This is a genomic window from Gryllotalpicola ginsengisoli DSM 22003, from assembly GCF_000419445.1.
Classification (GTDB): Bacteria; Actinomycetota; Actinomycetes; order Actinomycetales; family Microbacteriaceae; genus Gryllotalpicola; species Gryllotalpicola ginsengisoli.
Map to the genome: position 1 here is coordinate 823927 of NZ_AULK01000001.1, position 18120 is coordinate 842046.

Genomic DNA, 18120 nt, shown 5'->3' on the forward strand with positions numbered 1-18120 from the left:
TGATCCCGGCCTTCTCCTGATCCCGGCTTTGCGCGCCGCAGCCTCCGGGGTTAGGGTCTACTCAGTTAGGTAAGCCTTACCAACTTCTCCTCGATCCGAACCGACCAGAACCGACCCGAACCGTCCGAAGGAACCCGCGTGCTCGCAACCCTCGTGATCGGCCTGCGCGAAGGCCTCGAGGCCGCGCTGATCGTCGGCATCATCGCCGCGTTCCTGCGCAAGAACGGCCGCCCGCTCACCGGCATGTGGATCGGCGTCGGCCTCGCCGTGGCGCTCAGCATCGCCGTCGGAGTCGCGCTGCGGCTCGTCGAGCGGGCACTTCCGCAGGCGGCGCAAGAGGGCATGGAGTCGATCATCGGCGCCGTCGCCGTCGCATTCGTGACCAGCATGATCGTCTGGATGAACGCGCACTCGCGCAACATGAAGCGCGAGCTCGAGGCCGAGGCCGCCGAGGCGCTGCACGACTCGCACGCCTACGCCCTGGCCGTGATGGCGTTCCTGGCGGTGCTCAAGGAGGGCTTCGAGACGAGCGTCTTCCTGCTCGCCACCTTCTCGGCATCCACCAGTGCGGCGCTGGCCGCCTCCGGCGCCGTGATCGGCGTCGTCGCCGCCGTGGCGATCGGGGTGGGCATCTACGCCGGCAGCATCCGCCTGAACCTGTCCCTGTTCTTCCGCATCACCGGCGCGTTCCTCATCCTCGTGGCGGCCGGCCTCGTGATCACCACCCTGCGCACCGCGCACGAGGCGGGCTGGCTCAACGCCGGCGAGCAGCGCGTGATCGACCTCGGCTGGCTCGTCGCCCCGGGCACGGTGCAGTCCGCCCTGATCACCGGGGTGCTCGGCATCCCCGCCGACCCGCGGCTCATCGAGGTCGTCGGCTGGGCCGCCTTCCTCGTGCCGGTCGCGCTGTTCGTGTACTGGCCCGCCCGGCGCCGCGCCACCGGCATCCGCGTCGCGCACGTGCAGTGGGGCGTGGCCGTCGGCCTCGCCGCGATCGCGATCGGCCTCGTGGCCTGCTACCCCGGCGTGCCCGCGCCGCGCACGGGCAGCGCGCAGCTGCTGGCCGGCGACGGCACTGATGCCTCGGCCGTCGGCTCCGCGCGCCTCGTCGGCGACTCGCTGCGGTACACGGTCGGCGGCGACACCGACACCTGGCGGCTCGACCCCGCCACGGCCCGCGCCGACGATCACGACGGCATCGCCGCACAGAAGTGGACCACCTCGCTCACGGGCGGCGACACGGATGCGCCCAGCACTCTCACCCTCGATCAGCTGGTCGAGCTGACCGGCGGCCGCCTGCCCGTCGGCGTGAACGCGGCGCAGAACCCGGGCCCGTTCCACGCCAGCTGGTCGACGCACGGCACCCGCACCGCGTGGATCGCCGACGGGGTGCTGATCGACGCGCAGCAGACCGTCACGTCGATCCTCACGATCTCGGGCGGTGGCCTCGCCACCAGCCGGACCCTCAGCCTCTCCGGCGCCGCCGCCGCGGCATATGCGCCGACCGCGTGGGCGCTCGCACCCGACGCGGCCCAGGCCGCCCAGCAGGCGGTCGAGAGCGCCGCCGCGGCTCGTGCCGAGCGGCAGCTCTGGGCGGGCTGGGTGCCGCTCGCGCTGGCGATCGCCGCCGCGGCGCTGCTGCTCGCCGGCATCCGATCGCGGCGCCGCGCCCTCGCTGCCGCGGTCCCCGCGCCCGCGCCGGCCTCCGCCACCTCCCCCACGCCCACGTCCACGTCGCCGGCCGTGCCCGCGACGCCCTCCAGGAGCCAGAGTTATGCAGCCCACTAGCGCCACCCGGCGCGCCGTCGCCGCCGCGGGCCTCGCCGCCGCAGTCGCCCTCTCCCTCGTCGCCTGCGCGTCGGGCGACCAGGGCGGGTCGTCGTCCGCGCCGAGCGGGAGCTCCACCGCGGCACCCGTGTCGGACGGCGCCAGCCAGGTGAAGATCACCATGACCGGCGGCGACGCCGACCGGTGCGAGCTCTCCAGCACCTCGGCCAAGGCCGGCCCGGTGACGTTCACCGTCGAGAACGTCAGCTCGACCGCCATCACCGAGGTCGAGCTGCTGCAGGGGCAGCGCATCGTCGGCGAGAAGGAGAACCTCGCCCCCGGCCTCGGCGCCGCGAAGCTGACCCTCACCCTGACCGGCGGCACGTACCAGGTGTACTGCCCGGGCGCGAAGACCGAGACGCAGGACTTCACCGTCACCGGCAAGGCCGCGACGCAGGCCGCCGGCAGCGTGCAGACCGTGCTGGCCGAGGGCACCAAGGGCTACGGCACGTACGTCGCCGGCGTGCTCGCCGACATGGTCACCGCCGTCGGCAACCTGAAGAGCGCCGTCGACTCGGGCGACGTCGCCGACGCGAAGGCGAAGTACGCGCTCGCCCGCCCGTTCTACGAGAAGGTCGAATCCGACGTCGACGGCTTCCTGCTGCCCGGCTACAAGGCCACCGACAACAAGGGCAACCTCGACTATCTGATCGACATGCGCGCCTCCAACCTCGACCCCGCGGTGGGCTGGCACGGCTTCCACGCGATCGAGCGCGACCTGTGGCAGGGCGGCAAGATCACCTCCTCGACCAAGCAGCTGGCCGCCGAGCTCGACACGAACGTGCAAAAGCTCGCCCAGCTCGCCAAGGGTCTGAGCTACCGGCCCGAAGACCTCGCCAACGGCGCCGCGGGCCTGCTCGAAGAGGTGCAGTCGGGCAAGATCTCCGGCGAGGAGGAGGCGTACAGCCACACCGACCTGATCGACTTCGCGGCCAACGTCGAGGGCGCGCAGCAGGCGTTCGCCTACCTCGAGCCGGGGCTGAAGAAGATCGACCCCGACCTGACGAAGCAGATCAGCGCCCGGTTCACCGACATCACCACGCTGCTCGACGGGTACCGCGACCCCGACATCCCCGGCGGCTACGTGTACTACACGCCCGCATTGAAGAAGACGGATGCCTCCAAGCTGAGCCACGCGGTGCAGGCGCTGCAGGAGCCGCTGTCGACGATCGCGGAGAAGGTGGCGACCGCCGCCTGATGGCAGAGGAGGAGCGTCACGACCGCCTCTCCCGCCGCGGGCTGATCATCGGATCGGCGGCCGCGGCGGGCGGCCTCGTCGTCGGCGCGGCCGGCGGGGCCGGGGCCGCGGTCTCCATTCACGCTGCGCGTGAGTCGACCGGCGGGGCCGGGGGTGACGGCGACGAGGAGGTCGTCGACCTCACCACGCAGCACGCCTTCTACGGCAGCGCCGAACAGGCCGGCATCCGTACCCCGCCGCAGCGGTACTGCGTCTACATGACCTTCGACCTCTCCTCGACTCTGGCCGGCGACTTGCAGGTGCTGCTCGCCCGCTGGTCGGGGGCGATCGCGCAGCTGATGAAGGGCAAGAGTATCGGCCAGGTCGAGCCGGCGCGGGCGGACGGGGTCGCCCTCGACACCGGCGAGGCGCTCGACCTCGGCCCCGCCGGGCTCACCGTCACGGTGGGGCTCGGCCCCAAGGTGTTCGGCGACGAGTTCGGGCTCGCGGAGCGCAAGCCGGCCCTGATGCGCGAGCTGAAGGCGCTGCCCTCCGACGCGCTCGACCCTGCGCTCACCGGCGGCGACCTGTCGCTGCAGGCCTGCGCGGAGGACCCGCAGGTCGCCTACCACGCGATCCGCGACCTGGCCCGGATGGCCAAGGGCACCGCGGCGACCCGGTGGACGGTGATGGGCTTCGGCCGCGCCTCGGCCGGAAAGGGGCAGACCACCCCGCGCAACCTGATGGGGTACAAGGACGGCACCCGGAACATCCGCGACGACGACGAGTACCGGAAGTTCGTGTGGGTCGACGACGACGGGCCCGCGTGGACGCAGGGCGGCACGTACCAGGTGGTGCGCAAGATCCAGATGAACATCGAGAACTGGGACGCCGACCGGGTCAGCGACCAGAACCGGGTGATCGGCCGCGACAAGAGCGAGGGGGCGCCGCTGTCGGGCACCAAGGAGTTCGACACCCCCGACTTCACGGCGACGGCATCGGATGGCTCGCCCAAGATCGCGCCCACCGCGCACATCGCCCTCGCCGCGCACGAGAACAACGGGGGCCTGAAGATCCTGCGCCGCAGCTACAACTACACGGACGGGCTCAACCAGTACGGGCTGCTCGACGCGGGCCTTCTCTTCCTCTCATACCAGAACGACCCGGCGCACTTCGAGACGCTGCAGGCCCGGCTCGGGGCATCCGATCTGCTCAACGAATACATCTCGCACATCGGATCGGCCATCTTCTTCGTGCCGCCCGCGCCCCGCGAGGGCCACTACCTCGCCGAGGGCCTCTTCGCCTAGCGAACCTGCCGGCGCTGGTCGACTCACGGCGGAGCCGTGAATGGAGACCCACGCGTGGCCTCCATACGCCCGCGATATCCCCCGCCGGATAGCGTGACCGCGTGCCTCCCGTGACCTCCCGCCGTCCCCTGCTCACCGCGTCGTTCGCGATCTACCTCGTGCTGCTGGTCTGGATCGTGATGTGGAAGCTCGGGGTGCCGCACCTCGGCGACGACGGGGCGCGGCAGCTCAAGCTCGTGCCGTTCGTCGCCTCCGGCGGCCATGGCGGCAGCGCGCCCGCCGAGGTCGTCGTGAACGTGCTGCTGTTCGTGCCGTTCGGCCTCTACCTGGGGTACCTCAGGGCCTCGTGGCCGTGGTGGCGCACGGTGCTCACGATCTGCGGCGCGAGCGTGGCGATGGAGGTCGCTCAGTACGTGTTCGCCGTGGGCAGCTGCGACGTGACGGATGTCATCACCAACACCGCCGGGGGCGCGGCGGGTCTCGCCGCCGTGGCCCTGATCCGGCGTTCCCGCGGCATCAGCGGCGCCGTGACCGTCAGACGCATCTGCCTGGCGAGCACCGCCCTCGTGCTGGCGGCGAGCGTCGCCTTCCTCGCCTCGCCGATCCGCTTCAGCGGGCCGGCGCGGCCGGCGGGCTGCGGCCTGCAGCACCGCGGGACCACGGAGACGCAGCAGGTGAGCTGCGCTTTGCCGACGGATGCCCCGTAACCAGGGTCGCGCACCCGCTTTCGGCACCGCCGCAGCGGCGGCCGGCGCGCCGGTCAGGGCGCGGGAGCGGCCGGGAACCGCGCCGTGGCGCGCAGACCGCCGCCCGGGCGCGCGGCCAGGGTCAGCGTTCCGTCGTGGGCGCCGACGATGCTCTTCGCGATGGCGAGCCCCAGGCCCAGGCCGGCCTGATCCGTGTGGATGCGCTCGGTGCCGCGGCGGAACGGTTCAGTGAGGGTGGCGAGCAACTCCGGTGCGAGCTCCTCGCCGGTGTTCTCGACCGTGACCTCGACGCCCTGGGCGCCGGCCGCGGTGGCGACCCGCACGGTGCCGCCGTGGGGCAGGTTGTGGACGATCGCGTTGTGCACGAGGTTCGTCACCAGTTGCAGCAGGAGCGGCTGCGAGCCTGTCGTGGGAGCGGCCTCCCCTGAGAGTTCGATGGACACGGCGCGCTTCTGGGCCAGGGGCAGGAGCTCTTCCACCGCCTCCTCGGCGACGAGGGACAGGTCGACCCGCTCTCGGTTGAACGAGCGCTGGTCGGCGCGGCTGAGCGTGAGCAGCGCCTCGGTGAGCTCGATCGCGCGCGCGTTGACCGCGTGCAGCCGTTCCACGAGCTCGGCGCTGTCGCGATCCGGGTCGTTGCGCGCCACCTCGAGCAGGGTCTGCGTGATCGCGAGCGGGGTGCGCAGCTCGTGCGAGGCGTTGGCGGCGAACCTCTGCTGCTCCGCGTTCTGCGCCTCCAGGCGCGCGAGCATCGAGTCGAAGCTGTCGGCGAGCTCACGGAACTCGTCGCGCCGGCCCTCCAGCTCGATGCGGTGGGAGAGGTCGCCCCTGCCGGCGGCACGGGTCGCCGCGGTGATGCGCCGGAGCGGCGCGAGCATCCGCCCCGCCAGGATCCAGCCCCCTACGAGGCCGACCACCAGCAGCAGCGCCAGCATGAGGGCCGCCTTGGGTGCGAACGCGTTCCACAGGTCGGACCGGCCGGGGATGAACAGCCCGGCCTGCCCGCGCCCGTCGCCGGGTGCGCGGCCGAGCGTGATCGCCTCCGCGGGCACGTACCTCAGGAGGAAGACCCACACGACGGCGATGAGCGCGGCGCCGGCGAGCAGGAGGAAGCCGGCGTAGCTGAAGGTGAGCTTGAGGCGCACGCTCACCCCGCGCCGCCTAGGCATGCCGCCCGGGCTGTGCGCCGGTGTCGCGGCCGGTGTCGATGCGGTACCCCACTCCGGGAACCGTGGCGATCAGCCCCGGCTCCCCCAGCCGCTTGCGCAGCGACGACACGGTGATGCGCACGGCGTTCGTGAACGGGTCGGCGTTCTCGTCCCACGCCTTCTCCAGCAGCTCCTCGGCGCTGACGACGCCTCCCTCGGCGGAGACCAGCACCTCGAGCACGGCGAACTGCTTCCTCGTCAGTGCGACGTAGCGGCCGTCGCGGTACACCTCGCGCCGGAACGGATCCACCCGCAGCCCGGCGAGCTCGCGCACGGGAGGCCGGTTCTGCGCTCGTCGGCGGTCGAGGGCGCGCAGGCGCAGCACCAGCTCGCGCAGCTCGAACGGCTTGGTGAGGTAGTCGTCGGCGCCGAGCTCGAAGCCGGACGCCTTGTCGTCGAGCCGGTCGGCGGCGGTGAGCATCAGGATCGGCATCCCGCTGCCCGACTCGACGATGTGGCGGGCGACCTCGTCGCCTGAGGGGCCGGGGATGTCGCGGTCGAGCACGGCGATGTCGTAGCCGTTGACGTCGAGCAGCTCGAGCGCCGTGTCGCCGTCGCCCGCGATGTCGGCGGCGATCGCCTCGAGCCGCAGGCCGTCGCGGATCGCCTCAGCCAGGTAGAGCTCGTCCTCGACGATCAGCACACGCACGACCCGATCCTCTCAAGCCCGGCATATCGCCGGCATATCGACGACTGCATACGGCCTGGCAACACGCGCCCGCGTTGGCTGGGGCCATGCTCTCCCTCCTTTCCGATCCGAGCCGGCCCGACGGGAACCGCCGGCGCTCGGCGCGCCTGCCCAGGGGCCCGCTCGCTCTCGCCCTGGTTCTTGCCCTCGCCGTGGCCGCCGCCGTGACGGTGCCACGTCTTCTCACGCACGACGCCCCGACGACGTACGCGTCGACGAACGGATGGCCCGCCGAGGGCCAGGGCGCGTACGTGATCGGGAACGGCGAACCGGCGGCGAGCCCGGACCAGAAGCCCGTGCCGATCGCGAGCGTGGCCAAGGTGATGACGGCGTACCTCGTGCTGCAGAAGCATCCGTTGCAGGACGGCGACGACGGCGTGACGTTCACGGTCGAACAGGGCGACGTCGCCGACACGGCCGCGCGGCGCAGCGCGGGCCAGTCGGTGGTCGCCGTCGCCGCAGGCGAGCGGCTCAGCGAGCGTGACGCCCTGATGGCGATCCTGCTGCCATCGGCGAACAACGTCGCGGTGCTCGTCGCCCGCGAGTTGGACGGCAGCGTCGACGCCTTCGTCGAGGAGATGAACGAAACGGCGCAGGAGCTGGGGATGACGCAGACGACGTATACCGACCCGAGCGGCTACGACCCCGGCACGGTCTCCACCGCGCTCGACCAGTTGCGGCTGGCTCAGGTGGTCGCGAAGGACGCGACGCTCAGCGCCATGATGGCGACCCGCAGCTACACCATCCCCGTCGCCGGCGAGATCACGAACACCGACTCCCTGCTCGGCCACGACGGATTCGTGGGCATGAAGACCGGCTCGGACGAGGCCGCCGGCGGGTGCTTCATGTTCCGCGCCGAGCGGGACACCGCGAACGGCACGGTCACTCTCATCGGCGTCGTGCTCGGCCAGCGCGGGTCGAGCCTCATCGGCGCCGGGCTGCAGGCGGCGCAGCAGCTCGCCGACGACGTGGCGCCGATCGCCGAGGCATCCGATGCCCCGGCCACGGGGCGGCCGGGGCGGCTGCGGCCGTAGAGGGTCCCAGGTCTCCATTCACGGCGGTAGCCGTGAGTCGACCAGCGGAGTCGGCGGTAGCCGTGAGTCGACCAGCGGAGTCGGCGGTAGCCGTGAGTCAACCAGCGAGACGGAGAGTTACGCGTCCTGACGCTTGGCGCGGGCGGCGGCGCGGCCGCGGGCGGTCGCGTCGAGCTCCACCTTGCGGATGCGAACGGTCTCGGGCGTCACCTCGACGCACTCGTCCTCGCGGGCGAACTCGAGGCACTCCTCGAGCGACAGCTGCCGCGACGGGGTCATCGACTCGAAGCTGTCCGCCGTCGACGAGCGCATGTTGGTCAGCTTCTTCTCGCGCGTGATGTTCACGTCCATGTCGTCGGCGCGGCTGTTCTCGCCGATGACCATGCCCTCGTACACCTCGTCGCCGGGGTTGACGAAGAAGGTCATGCGCTCCTGCAGGCCGATGATCGCGTACGGCGTCACGACGCCGGCGCGGTCGGCGACGATCGAGCCGTTGTTGCGGGTGTTGATCGTGCCCGCCCACTCGTCGTAGCCGTGCGAGATGGCGTTCGAGATGCCCGTGCCGCGGGTCGTGGTGAGGAACTCGGTGCGGAAGCCGATCAGGCCGCGGGAGGGCACGATGAACTCCATGCGCACCCAGCCGGTGCCGTGGTTCGACATGTTCTCCATGCGGCCCTTGCGCGCCGCGAGCAGCTGGGTGACGGCGCCGAGGTACTCCTCGGGGATGTCGATGGTGAGGTGCTCGTAGGGCTCGTGCACCTTGCCGTCGACCTTGCGGGTGACCACCTGCGGCTTGCCGACGGTCAGCTCGAAGCCCTCGCGGCGCATCTGCTCGACGAGGATCGCGAGCGCGAGCTCGCCGCGGCCCTGCACCTCCCACGAGTCGGGGTTGCCGGTGTCGACGACGCGCAGCGACACGTTGCCGATCAGCTCGCGGTCCAGGCGGTCCTTCACCATGCGGGCGGTCAGCTTGTGGCCCTTCACCTTGCCCACGAGCGGCGAGGTGTTGATGCCGATCGTCATCGAGATCGCCGGCTCGTCGACGTGGATCGCCGGCAGCGGCCGCACATCGTCGGGGTCGGCGAGGGTCTCGCCGATCATGATGTCCTCGATGCCGGCGACCGCGACGATGTCGCCCGCCGACGCCTTCTCGGCCGGGAAGCGGTCGAGGGCCTTCGTCATCAGCAGCTCGGTGATGCGCGCGTTCGAGGTCGATCCGTCGTGGTGCACGCGGGTGACGGTCTGGCCCTTGGCGATGGTGCCGGAGAAGATGCGCAGCAGCGCGAGGCGGCCGAGGAACGGCGAGGCGTCGAGGTTGGTCACCCACGCCTGCAGCGGCGCCTCGTCGTCGTAGGTCGGTGCCGGGATGTGCTCGAGGATCGCCTCGAACAGCGGCTCGAGGTCCTCGCTGTCGGGCAGCGAGCCGTCGGCGGGCTGGTTGCGCGAGGCGCGGCCCGCCTTGCCCGAGGCGTACACGACGGGCACGTCGAGCAGTGCGTCGACGTCGAGGTCGGGCACGGCGTCGGCGAGATCGGATGCGAGGCCGAGCAGCAGGTCCTGCGCCTCCGCCACGACCTCGTCGATGCGCGCGTCGGGCCGGTCGGTCTTGTTGACGGCGAGGATCACGGGCAGCTTCGCCTCGAGCGCCTTGCGCAGCACGAAGCGGGTCTGCGGCAGCGGCCCCTCGGAGGCGTCGACCAGCAGCACGACCCCGTCGACCATGGACAGGCCGCGCTCGACCTCGCCGCCGAAGTCGGCGTGGCCGGGGGTGTCGATGACGTTGATGGTGATCGGGCCGTCGGGGTTGTGGGCGGCGGCGTGGGCGCCGTTGTACGAGATCGCCGTGTTCTTGGCGAGGATCGTGATGCCCTTCTCACGCTCCAGCTCGTTGGAGTCCATGGCGCGCTCCTCGACGTGCGCGTGCTCTCCGAAGGAGCCCGTCTGCTTCAGCATCGCGTCGACCAGGGTCGTCTTGCCGTGGTCGACGTGGGCGACGATCGCGACGTTGCGCAGATCGTGACGGGGGCGAATAGCCATGAAGCATCCGTTCGTGAAGAAGAAGTCTGGAAAAGAAGATGGGGGGCGTGTGCGGCGCACAGCAGAAAGGGCGCCCGGCGCCCGCCGCCTCATTCTAGCGGCGGTGGCGCCGGGCGCCCTGACAGCTGGTGCGCTCTACGCGTCGGCCCCGGCCGACAGCAGCGCCGAGCGGGTCTCGCGGCGCGCGCGCTGCTCGTCGGGGTCGGGCACCGGCACGGCGGCGATGAGGCGCTGCGTGTACGCCTCCTTCGGCGCGCGCAGGATCTGGTCGGCGGTGCCCTGCTCGACCAGGCGGCCCTTGTGCATCACGGCGATGCGGTCGGCCAGCAGGTCGACGACGGCCAGGTCGTGGCTGACGAACAGGCAGCCGAACTGCAGCTCCTCCTGCAGCTCCTGCAGCAGGTCGAGGAAGCGCGCCTGCACCGACACGTCGAGGGCGCTGGTGGGCTCGTCGGCGACGAGCAGCTTGGGCTTGAGGGCCAGGGCGCGGGCGATGCCGACGCGCTGGCGCTGGCCGCCGGAGAGCTCGTGCGGGTAGCGGTTGCGGAACGAGCGGGGCAGCTCGACCTGGTCGAGCAGCTCTTCGACGCGGCGGTCGATGGCCTTCTTGTCGAACTGCTTGGAGAGCAGCAGCGGCTCGCCGATGCACTGGCCGATCGGGAAGCGCGGGTTCAGCGACGAGCCCGGGTCCTGGAAGACGATGCCGATCTGCTTGCGGATCTCGCGCAGTTCCTTGGCAGTGGCGCCCGCCAAGTCGCGGCCGGCCACCTCGAGGCGTCCGCTGACGACGGGCAGCAGGCCGACGACGGCACGGCCGATCGTGGTCTTGCCCGAGCCCGACTCGCCCACCAGCCCCACCACCTCGCCCTTGCGGATCTCCAGGTCGATGCCGTCGGCGGCGCGGAAAGCGGGGATGCGGCCGTGCTTCGGGTACTCGATCGCGACGTCCTCGAGCTTCAGCACGGTCTCGGCGCCTGCGAACGGGTCGGTGCCCGGCGCGCGGTCCGAGACCTGCAGGCGGGGCACCGCGCTGAGCAGCTGCTTCGTATACGGATGCTTGGGCGCGGTGAAGATCTCCCGGATCGGCGCCGCCTCCACGATCTCGCCGTCCTTCATCACGATGATCTTGTCGGCCAGGTCCGCCACGACGCCCATGTCGTGGGTGATCAGCACGATCGCGCTGTTGAGCCGCGTGCGCAGGTTGCGCATCAGGTCGAGGATCTCGGCCTGCACCGTCACGTCGAGCGCGGTCGTCGGCTCGTCGGCGATGAGCAGCAGCGGGTCGCAGCTGATCGCGATGGCGATCATGACGCGCTGGCGCTGACCGCCGGAGAACTGATGCGGGTACTTGTCGAAGGCGAGTTCCGGGTTCGGGATCTCGACCATCTTGAGGAGCTCGATCGCCCGCTTCTTCGCGTCGGCGGGGCTCAAGTGCAGGTGCAGGCGCAGCGACTCGACGATCTGGAACCCCACCGTGTACACGGGGTTCAACGCCGTCATCGGCTCCTGGAAGATCACCGACACGTCCTTGCCGCGGATCTGGCGCAGCTGGCCCTCGGTCAGGCCGGCGAGCTCACGGCCGTTCAGCTTGATCGACCCCGTCACGCGGGCGTTCGACGGCAGCAGGCCGAGCAGCGCCATGGAGCTGGAGCTCTTGCCGCTTCCCGACTCGCCGACGATCGCGAGCACCTCCCCCGGCTTCACGTCGTAGGTCATGCCGATCGCGGCGGGGTACCAGGTGCCGTCCACCCAGAAGTCGACGCCGAGGTCGGTGACTTCGAGGACGGGAGTGTCGGTGTGTGCCATGGATGTTTCTCTCGTGGAGTTCTACTCGTGGGGCGGCCGGGCCGAGGTCACGGCCGGATCTGGGACGATGGTGGGATGCGAGTGACCGAAGAGTCGAAGACCCTCAGATCCCGCTTCGGGCTGGTGGCCACGGTGCTGGTGTGGGCCGTCTGCGCGGCGACCCTCGTGAGCATGGGCGTGTACGGCTACTGGCTGCAGCTGCTGCGCTTCGGTCCGCTCGTGCTGCTCGCGGCGTTCCTGATGTGGCTGCTGTTCTGGTCGCCGAGTGTGACGATCGGGCTGGCGGGCGTCGAGGTGCGCAACCTGCTGCGCCGCCACGACATCAGCTGGCCGGCGGTCGAGGGCGTCGAGACGAAGTACGCCCTGACGATCGAGACGACGGCCGGCAAGGTGACCGCGTGGGCGGCCCCCGCGCCGAGCCGATTCGCCGGCCTGCGGGCGGCGGGTCAGGCCCGCCCGGTCGGCCCCGAGTTCGGTGCGCACGGCGGCTCGGTGGTGCGCCCCGACGCGATGCTGAAGGACGACTCGGCGCGCATCCGCTCGCGCGATCTGCGCGGCCTGCCGGAGTCGACCTTCGGACCGGGCGGGAGCATCCGTCCGAGCGACATCCCGACCAGCGACTCGGGCCTCGCGGCGCTCTACGTGCGCCGCTACTGGGAGGAGCTGCGCGACGCCGGCTACCTCGACTCCGGAAGGGTGGAGGGCACCGGCGTGCGCACTCACTGGCTGCGCGGCGAAGCCGCCGTGCTGGCCGCCCTCGCGGCGATCACGGTGCTCTGCCTCGCTCTCGTGCGCTGACCTCACTGGGCGGTGGCCGCCTTCTCGGCGCGGGCGGCGGAGGCGGCCTTCTCGCGGGCCGCGGCCGCCGACCTGCGGGCGGCCTTGTTCAGCTGGCGCTTCTGCCGCGGGTCGAACGCGTCGCGCAGACCGTCGCCGATGAAGTTGATCGTGAGGGCGATGATCACGATGAACCCGGCGGGCCAGAAGAACAGCCAGGGCCGCGTCGCGAACGCGGCCTGGTAGGTGCCGATCACGCTGCCGAGCGACACATCGGGCAGCTGCACGCCGAAGTTCAGGAACGAGATCGCCGCCTCGACGAGGATCGTGGCAGACATCAGCAGCGTCGAGTTCACGATGATCACGCCGATCGCGTTCGGCAGGATGTGCACGAACATGATGCGCCACGGCGAAGCACCGGCGACGCGCGCCGCGTCGACGAACTCGCGCTCGCGCAGGCCGAGCACGTCGCCGCGCACCAGTCGGGCGAGGCCGGTCCAGGAGGCGAGCCCGAGCACGAGGGCGAGGGCGAGGGCGCCGGATGCCCCGTACTTGCGGCCCAGGGTGGCCGTCAGCACGATCAGCGGGATGATGATGACCACGTCGGTCAGGCGCATCAGCAGCGTGTCGATCCAGCCGCGGAAGTAGCCGCTCAGCGCGCCCACCACGACGCCGATGAAGGTCGAGATGATGCCGACCACGGCGACGATCATGAGGGACTGCTGGCAGCCGCGCATGACGATGGCGAACATGTCGCGTCCGAGCGAGTCCTGGCCGAACGGATGCTTCCACGACGGCACGCCGCCGTTGATCACGTTCCCCGTGTCGGTGAACTTGTAGGGCCACCAGCCGGGGGTGTCGATGCCCGGCAGGTGCAGCCCCTGCGCCGAGTAGGCCAGCAGGATGACGAAGATCAGCACGCCCGACGAGATCATGGCGCCGCGGTGGCGCAGGAAGCGCCGCAGGACGATCCGGCCCTGGCTGAGGCCTTCGACCTCCTTGAGCTCGATGGCGCTCGGCGCCTGCTCGAGGTTCTCGACGACCTCGACGCTGGTCGCCGCCTCGTTGGACTGCGGGTCGATGGGAGGGATGTTGCTCATGCGGTGACTCGAATCCGGGGGTCGAGGGCGGAGTACGCGAGGTCCGCCAGGAAGTTGAACACGATCGCGGCGATGGCGGTCACGACGAAGAAGCCCATCAGCGTGTTGACGTCGACGACCTTCAGCGCCTGGTTGAACAGGTTGCCCATGCCCGACCAGCTGAAGACGGTTTCCGTGATGATCGCGCCGCCGAGCAGCGAGCCGATGTCGAACGCGACGATCGTGGTCAGCGGGATGAGCGCGTTGCGGAACGCATGCCGCATGACGATCGTGCGCTGGTTCAGGCCCTTGGCACGCGCGGTGCGGATGTAGTCGGAGTTCAGCACGTCGAGCAGGTTGGCCCGGGCGTACCGGCTGTAGCTCGCGATCGAGATCAGGCACAGCGAGATCGTCGGCAGCAGCAGGTGCGTGAACGTGTCCAGGCTGTGGATCCAGAAGTTGGTCGAGATGTCGTCGAGGTTCGGGGTGACGGCGCCGACGGTCGCGATCGGGCGGCCGTTGGCGACGTACTCGACGTAGGTGTGCCACGAGCGCATCAGACGGTTCGCGACGATGACCAGGCCCGTGACGACCGCGACGATGGCGCCGGTGCGGGCCGACTGCCAGCGGTCGTAGCCCGCGTAGAGCCATCCGATCAGCAGGCCCACCGCTGCCGCGACGACGCCGAGCCCCAGCAGCGACAGCAGGTTGAGGCTGTCCGAGATCGCGAGGAACGGGAAGTAGAGCGCGACGCCGACGGCCACGGTGGTGAGAGCCGTGTACAGGGACTTGCGGTTCTCGAGACCCGTGGTGAGCGCGGTGATCAGCACGGCGAGACCGCCGGCCACGATCGCGACCAGCAGGATGTCCGCGGCGCCGAGCGTCGGGGTCTCGAGCCAATTGGTGACGGCGACGAACACCACGGCGAACAGGGTCGCGAGGGTGGCGATCACGAAGGTCATCCAGCGGCGGCGCGCGTTTCCGCCGATGATGCCGGTCCAGATGCCGCCGGAGACCAGCGGCAGGATCACGTAGGCCCACCACGCGACGTGCGGATCGGCCAGGTAGTTGTTGAACGCGATGCCGACGTAGGCCTTCAGGATGACCGCGATGAAGAAGGACGGGAGCGAGAAGAACAGGAACGACAGGAAGGTGACGGTGTAGTCGTAGCCGCTGTACTGGCGCAGCGCCGTCGTGATGCCGATCAGGATTCCGAAGACGATGGCGAGGATCGTGCTCGCGACGATCAGCTGGATGGTGACGACGACCGCGTCGGCGATCTGGCCGGTCACCGGCTCGCCCTGCACGTTCACGCCGAGGGTGAAGTGGCCGACGAAGCCCTGGAGGATGCCGCCGAGCCAGAGGAAGTAGCGCAGCGGCGTGGGGATGTCGAGGTGCAGCTGGTGCGCCCTCATCTGGATGAGGGCCTCTTGGTTCTTCGCCGTTCCGACGCGGAGTTCGGCGAGGGGGTCGCCCGCGTTGGCCGAGAGGATGTACACGAGGTACGACGCGAGCAGAAGCACGATGATCGACGCGACGAGGCGCCGGGAGAGGAAGGTCAGCACGGGGCGATCCCCCGTGCTTCACGCCGAGTGGCGAGGAGAGTGTTCATGGCTGTTCTTTCTGCGATCCGGCGCACACGCACTGCAGGATCGTGTCCGGTGGTTGTGCGACGGCTGACATTCGGGGGTGCCGGGGCGATGTCCTCGCCCCGGCACCCCCTGATCGGTTCTGACGGAACCGGGCGTCTCAATTAGGGTACGTCAGCCCTACTTGGTCCAATCCCAGAAGTTCCAGAACACGTTCGGCGTCAGCGGCGCGTACTTCACGCCCTTGACGTTGTTGTTCCACGCGGTGACGTCGGGGAACTGGAACAGCGTCGTGCCGAAGCCGTCGGAGACGAGCTGCTTGTCGATCTGCTGCAGGATCTCCTGCTGCTTCGACTTGTCGAATGTGCCGTCCAGCTCGCTGTACAGCTTGTCGACGGTCGCGCTCTTGTAGCCGCTGTAGTTGCCGCCGCCGGTGCTCTCGAAGAGCTGCTCGCCGCCGGTGACCGCGGTCGAGCTGAACGACCAGGCGAACAGCGAGGCGTCGTACGAGCCGTTGCCGAGAATCTCGCTCCAGTCGTCGTTGCCGTCGTCGACCACGGTGATGCCGGCCTTGGCCGCCGACGCCTTGATCAGCGCGAACTCTGCCGCACGGCGCGGGTTGCTCTTGGCGTACAGGAAGCGCACCTTGAAGCCCGAGACGCCGGCCTTGGCCAGCTCGGCCTTGGCGCCCGCGATGTCGACCTTGTCGTAGGCCTTCATGCCGTTCTGCGCGACCGACTCGTCGTAGCCGTCGAAGCCGGGCAGGTAGGTGAGCGAGTCATCGAGCTTGGCGTCCGACTGGATCGGCTTGATCAGGTTGTCGATGATCTGCTGGCGCGGGATCGTCATCAGGAACGCCTTGCGCGCCGCGAGCGCCTTGGCGGCGTCACCGCCGTAGGTCGCGGGGTCGAACGGCCCCTTGTTGTCCATCGTCAGGTCGATGTGCTCGTAGGTCGACGCCGAGTTCACCGAGGTGGTGACGCCCGACAGCTTCTTCAGAGCCGCGACGGTGTCCTGGTCGGCCTGGCTGTAGGTGATGTCGATCTCACCGTTCTGGAGCGCCTGCACCTGAGCGGTCGGGTCGGTGATGAACCGCACCGTGATCTTGCTCGCCTTCGGCTTCGGGCCCCAGTTGTAGTCCTTGTTCTTGACCAGAGTGACGTACTGGTCCTTCTTCAGGCTCTGGATGATGAAGGGGCCGTCGGAGAGGTACAGGCTCTTGTCGCTCGGCAGGTCGCCGGGGAAGTCGAACGCGGTCGACCACGACTTGGCGAGCTTGGTGAGCGTCGCGGTGTCGTTGTCCTGGATCGCCTTGATGACGGCCTTGTCGGCGTCGGCCGGCTTGGTGCCGGGGAACGCCTGCTCGTAGGCCGCGTGCGCGGCCACGGGGCCGACGCCGAAGTTGGTCTCCCAGTCGACGTACGGCTTGTCGTACTTGATCGTCACGGAGCGGCCGTCATCGCCGACGGTCGGAACCTCCGAGACGAGGTCGAGCAGACCCGCGGTCGCGGAGGAGAAGTTGACGCCCTTCTCGTTGTTGTACTTGCTCTGGCCGACCGCCCAGTCGAGCAGCAGGTCGGCGGCACCCACCTGGTCGCCGTCGCTCCACTTGACACCCTTGTTCACCGTGTACTTGATGGTCAGCGGGTCCTGCGACTCGACCTTGTAGGTGCCGAACTTGGTGTTCTTCACCAGCTGCGACTTGTTGTTGTAGTAGTTGAAGCTCGACGTCGTCATGTAGGTGATGTTGGAGTTGTACGTCGAGTTGCCGTTGGCGGACCCTGAGTTGTACGAGACGAACGGCTGGTTCTGGGCGACCGTGATCGAGACGTCCTTCTTGACCTCGGAGTTGTCGTCACCGCCCGAACCGCTGTTGGAGCAGCCCGTCAGCGCCAGGGCGGCGGTCGCCGCCAATGCTGCAGCCGCCACCCCGATTCGCTTGATCTTCAATGTTCCTCCTGTAGGAATGCGGCAGACACAGCAAAGCCCTGGGGGCCCTGCGGCGCTCTTGATAGAAAGCAAGATATGCAACCCCTTGCCGCCCCTCCAAACCAGCGAACAAACCGTTACATGTGCGTAACGCGGCACACAGACGCCCCTTTGGAGCGAGGAATTCTCAGGTGAGACGGCGTTTGTGGTGGGAGACCGGCATCGTGCTCGGGCTCTCGCTCGGAGCATCCGCCGTCTACGCCCTCGTCGATCTCGTCTATCTGCTGAGCTCGGGCAAGCCGCTCGCCGAGCAGTCCACCGCGCTCAACGCCTCGCAGTCGCCGGTGGAGTGGCTCGACTTCACCTACCAGCTGCTCGGGGTGTTCTTCGACCTCTTCCCCGTCGCGCTCGCGCTGTACCTGCTGTGGCAGCCGCGGCGGTCCGGATTCGAACGCATCGGGCTCACCTGGCGGCGGCCCGGCCGCGACCTGGGGGCGGGCGCGCTGCTCGCCGCCTGCATCGGTGTGCCCGGGCTCGCCTTCTATGCGCTCGGGCGGGTGGTCGGCATCACCGTCGACGTGCAGGCCGCGCCGCTCGACACGCACTGGTGGACCGTGCCGATCCTCGTGCTGTCGGCCGTGCGGGCGGCGCTGCAGGAAGAGGTCATCGTCGTCGGATACCTCTTCACCCGGTTGCGGCAGCTGCGCTGGGGCACCTGGGCGACCATCGTCGCGTCGGCCGTGCTGCGCGGCTCGTACCACCTCTATCAGGGCATCGGCCCGTTCTTCGGCAACGCGGTGATGGGCGTCGTCTTCGGCTGGACGTACGCGCGGTGGGGCCGCACGGCGCCGCTCGTCGTGGCGCACACCCTGCTCGACGTGGTCTCCTTCGTCGGCTACCCGCTGGCCGTGGCGCTGTGGCCGGGGGTGTTCACGTAGGGGCGCGCCCCGGAGGC

At 69.8% G+C, this 18120-nt stretch carries 14 protein-coding genes; 7 read left to right on the top strand and 7 right to left on the bottom strand.

The features are described from left to right. Positions 1-138 precede the first annotated feature (138 nt). The 4 genes from efeU (at position 139) to H563_RS14870 (ending at position 5018) form a co-directional block, all read left to right on the top strand. Positions 139-1788, top strand: a complete 1650-nt coding sequence (gene efeU, locus H563_RS14865) for an iron uptake transporter permease EfeU (protein WP_022881325.1) — start codon at positions 139-141, stop codon at positions 1786-1788. Continuing rightward, positions 1775-3025 (top strand): iron uptake system protein EfeO, encoded by a 1251-nt coding sequence (efeO, locus tag H563_RS0104040; RefSeq protein WP_022881326.1) that lies wholly within the window; start codon positions 1775-1777, stop codon positions 3023-3025. The genes efeU and efeO overlap by 14 nt, the downstream gene beginning before the upstream one ends. Further along, positions 3025-4311 carry a Dyp-type peroxidase gene (locus H563_RS0104045; RefSeq protein WP_022881327.1) on the top strand — a complete coding sequence of 429 codons (1287 nt, stop codon included), beginning with the start codon at positions 3025-3027 and terminating at the stop codon, positions 4309-4311. The genes efeO and H563_RS0104045 overlap by 1 nt, the downstream gene beginning before the upstream one ends. 101 nt (positions 4312-4412) lie before the next feature. Continuing rightward, positions 4413-5018 carry a VanZ family protein gene (locus H563_RS14870; RefSeq protein WP_245556810.1) on the top strand — a complete coding sequence of 202 codons (606 nt, stop codon included), beginning with the start codon at positions 4413-4415 and terminating at the stop codon, positions 5016-5018. Between the two features lie 53 nt (positions 5019-5071). Here the strand turns inward: H563_RS14870 and H563_RS0104055 are convergent, their stop codons facing one another. Together H563_RS0104055 and H563_RS0104060 are read right to left on the bottom strand one after the other, a co-directional pair. After that, positions 5072-6169: an ATP-binding protein gene (locus H563_RS0104055; protein WP_022881329.1), complete on the bottom strand. Its 1098-nt coding sequence runs from the start codon at positions 6167-6169 to the stop codon at positions 5072-5074. Between the two features lie 10 nt (positions 6170-6179). Beyond that, entirely contained in the window at positions 6180-6875 is a 696-nt protein-coding gene (locus H563_RS0104060) for a response regulator transcription factor (RefSeq protein WP_022881330.1), read from the bottom strand. Positions 6876-6961: 86 nt separating this feature from the next. Here H563_RS0104060 and H563_RS14875 point away from each other — a divergent pair, with 86 nt between their 5' ends. Continuing rightward, positions 6962-7948, top strand: a complete 987-nt coding sequence (locus H563_RS14875; RefSeq protein WP_022881331.1) for a D-alanyl-D-alanine carboxypeptidase family protein — start codon at positions 6962-6964, stop codon at positions 7946-7948. Between the two features lie 117 nt (positions 7949-8065). On the opposite strand, the gene typA is transcribed toward H563_RS14875, so the two are convergent. Next, a complete protein-coding gene (gene typA, locus H563_RS0104070) occupies positions 8066-9985 on the bottom strand; it encodes a translational GTPase TypA (protein WP_022881332.1) in 1920 nt (639 codons plus the stop codon). A gap of 135 nt (positions 9986-10120) precedes the next feature. Continuing rightward, positions 10121-11791 carry a dipeptide ABC transporter ATP-binding protein gene (locus H563_RS0104075; protein WP_022881333.1) on the bottom strand — a complete coding sequence of 557 codons (1671 nt, stop codon included), beginning with the start codon at positions 11789-11791 and terminating at the stop codon, positions 10121-10123. Positions 11792-11872: 81 nt separating this feature from the next. On the opposite strand from H563_RS0104075, the gene H563_RS14880 reads away from it, so the two are divergent. Next, positions 11873-12589: a PH domain-containing protein gene (locus H563_RS14880; RefSeq protein ID WP_022881334.1), complete on the top strand. Its 717-nt coding sequence runs from the start codon at positions 11873-11875 to the stop codon at positions 12587-12589. A gap of 2 nt (positions 12590-12591) precedes the next feature. Here H563_RS14880 and H563_RS0104085 read toward each other — a convergent pair whose 3' ends face one another. The 3 genes from H563_RS0104085 to H563_RS0104095 all read right to left on the bottom strand — a co-directional run bounded on the left by H563_RS0104085 (position 12592) and on the right by H563_RS0104095 (position 17186). Next, positions 12592-13668, bottom strand: coding sequence for an ABC transporter permease (locus H563_RS0104085; protein WP_027479074.1), 1077 nt, complete (start codon positions 13666-13668; stop codon positions 12592-12594). Then, entirely contained in the window at positions 13665-15212 is a 1548-nt protein-coding gene (locus H563_RS0104090) for an ABC transporter permease (protein WP_022881335.1), read from the bottom strand. Before H563_RS0104090 ends, H563_RS0104085 begins: the two co-directional genes overlap by 4 nt. Before the next feature lie 204 nt (positions 15213-15416). Continuing rightward, positions 15417-17186 (bottom strand): ABC transporter family substrate-binding protein, encoded by a 1770-nt coding sequence (locus H563_RS0104095; RefSeq protein ID WP_022881336.1) that lies wholly within the window; start codon positions 17184-17186, stop codon positions 15417-15419. A gap of 170 nt (positions 17187-17356) precedes the next feature. Between H563_RS0104095 and H563_RS0104100 the strand changes: the two genes are divergently transcribed. Then, positions 17357-18103 (top strand): CPBP family intramembrane glutamic endopeptidase, encoded by a 747-nt coding sequence (locus H563_RS0104100; protein ID WP_245556811.1) that lies wholly within the window; start codon positions 17357-17359, stop codon positions 18101-18103. Positions 18104-18120 lie beyond the last annotated feature (17 nt).

Bases quoted from the DNA above. Each gene is read 5' to 3' on its own strand.
- efeO (WP_022881326.1), top strand. From the start codon at position 1,775: ATGCAGCCCACTAGCGCCACCCGGCGCGCCGTCGCCGCCGCGGGCCTC.
- H563_RS0104045 (WP_022881327.1), top strand. From the start codon at position 3,025: ATGGCAGAGGAGGAGCGTCACGACCGCCTCTCCCGCCGCGGGCTGATC.
- H563_RS14875 (WP_022881331.1), top strand. From the start codon at position 6,962: ATGCTCTCCCTCCTTTCCGATCCGAGCCGGCCCGACGGGAACCGCCGG.
- typA (WP_022881332.1), bottom strand. From the start codon at position 9,985: ATGGCTATTCGCCCCCGTCACGATCTGCGCAACGTCGCGATCGTCGCC.
- H563_RS0104075 (WP_022881333.1), bottom strand. From the start codon at position 11,791: ATGGCACACACCGACACTCCCGTCCTCGAAGTCACCGACCTCGGCGTC.
- H563_RS0104085 (WP_027479074.1), bottom strand. From the start codon at position 13,668: ATGAGCAACATCCCTCCCATCGACCCGCAGTCCAACGAGGCGGCGACC.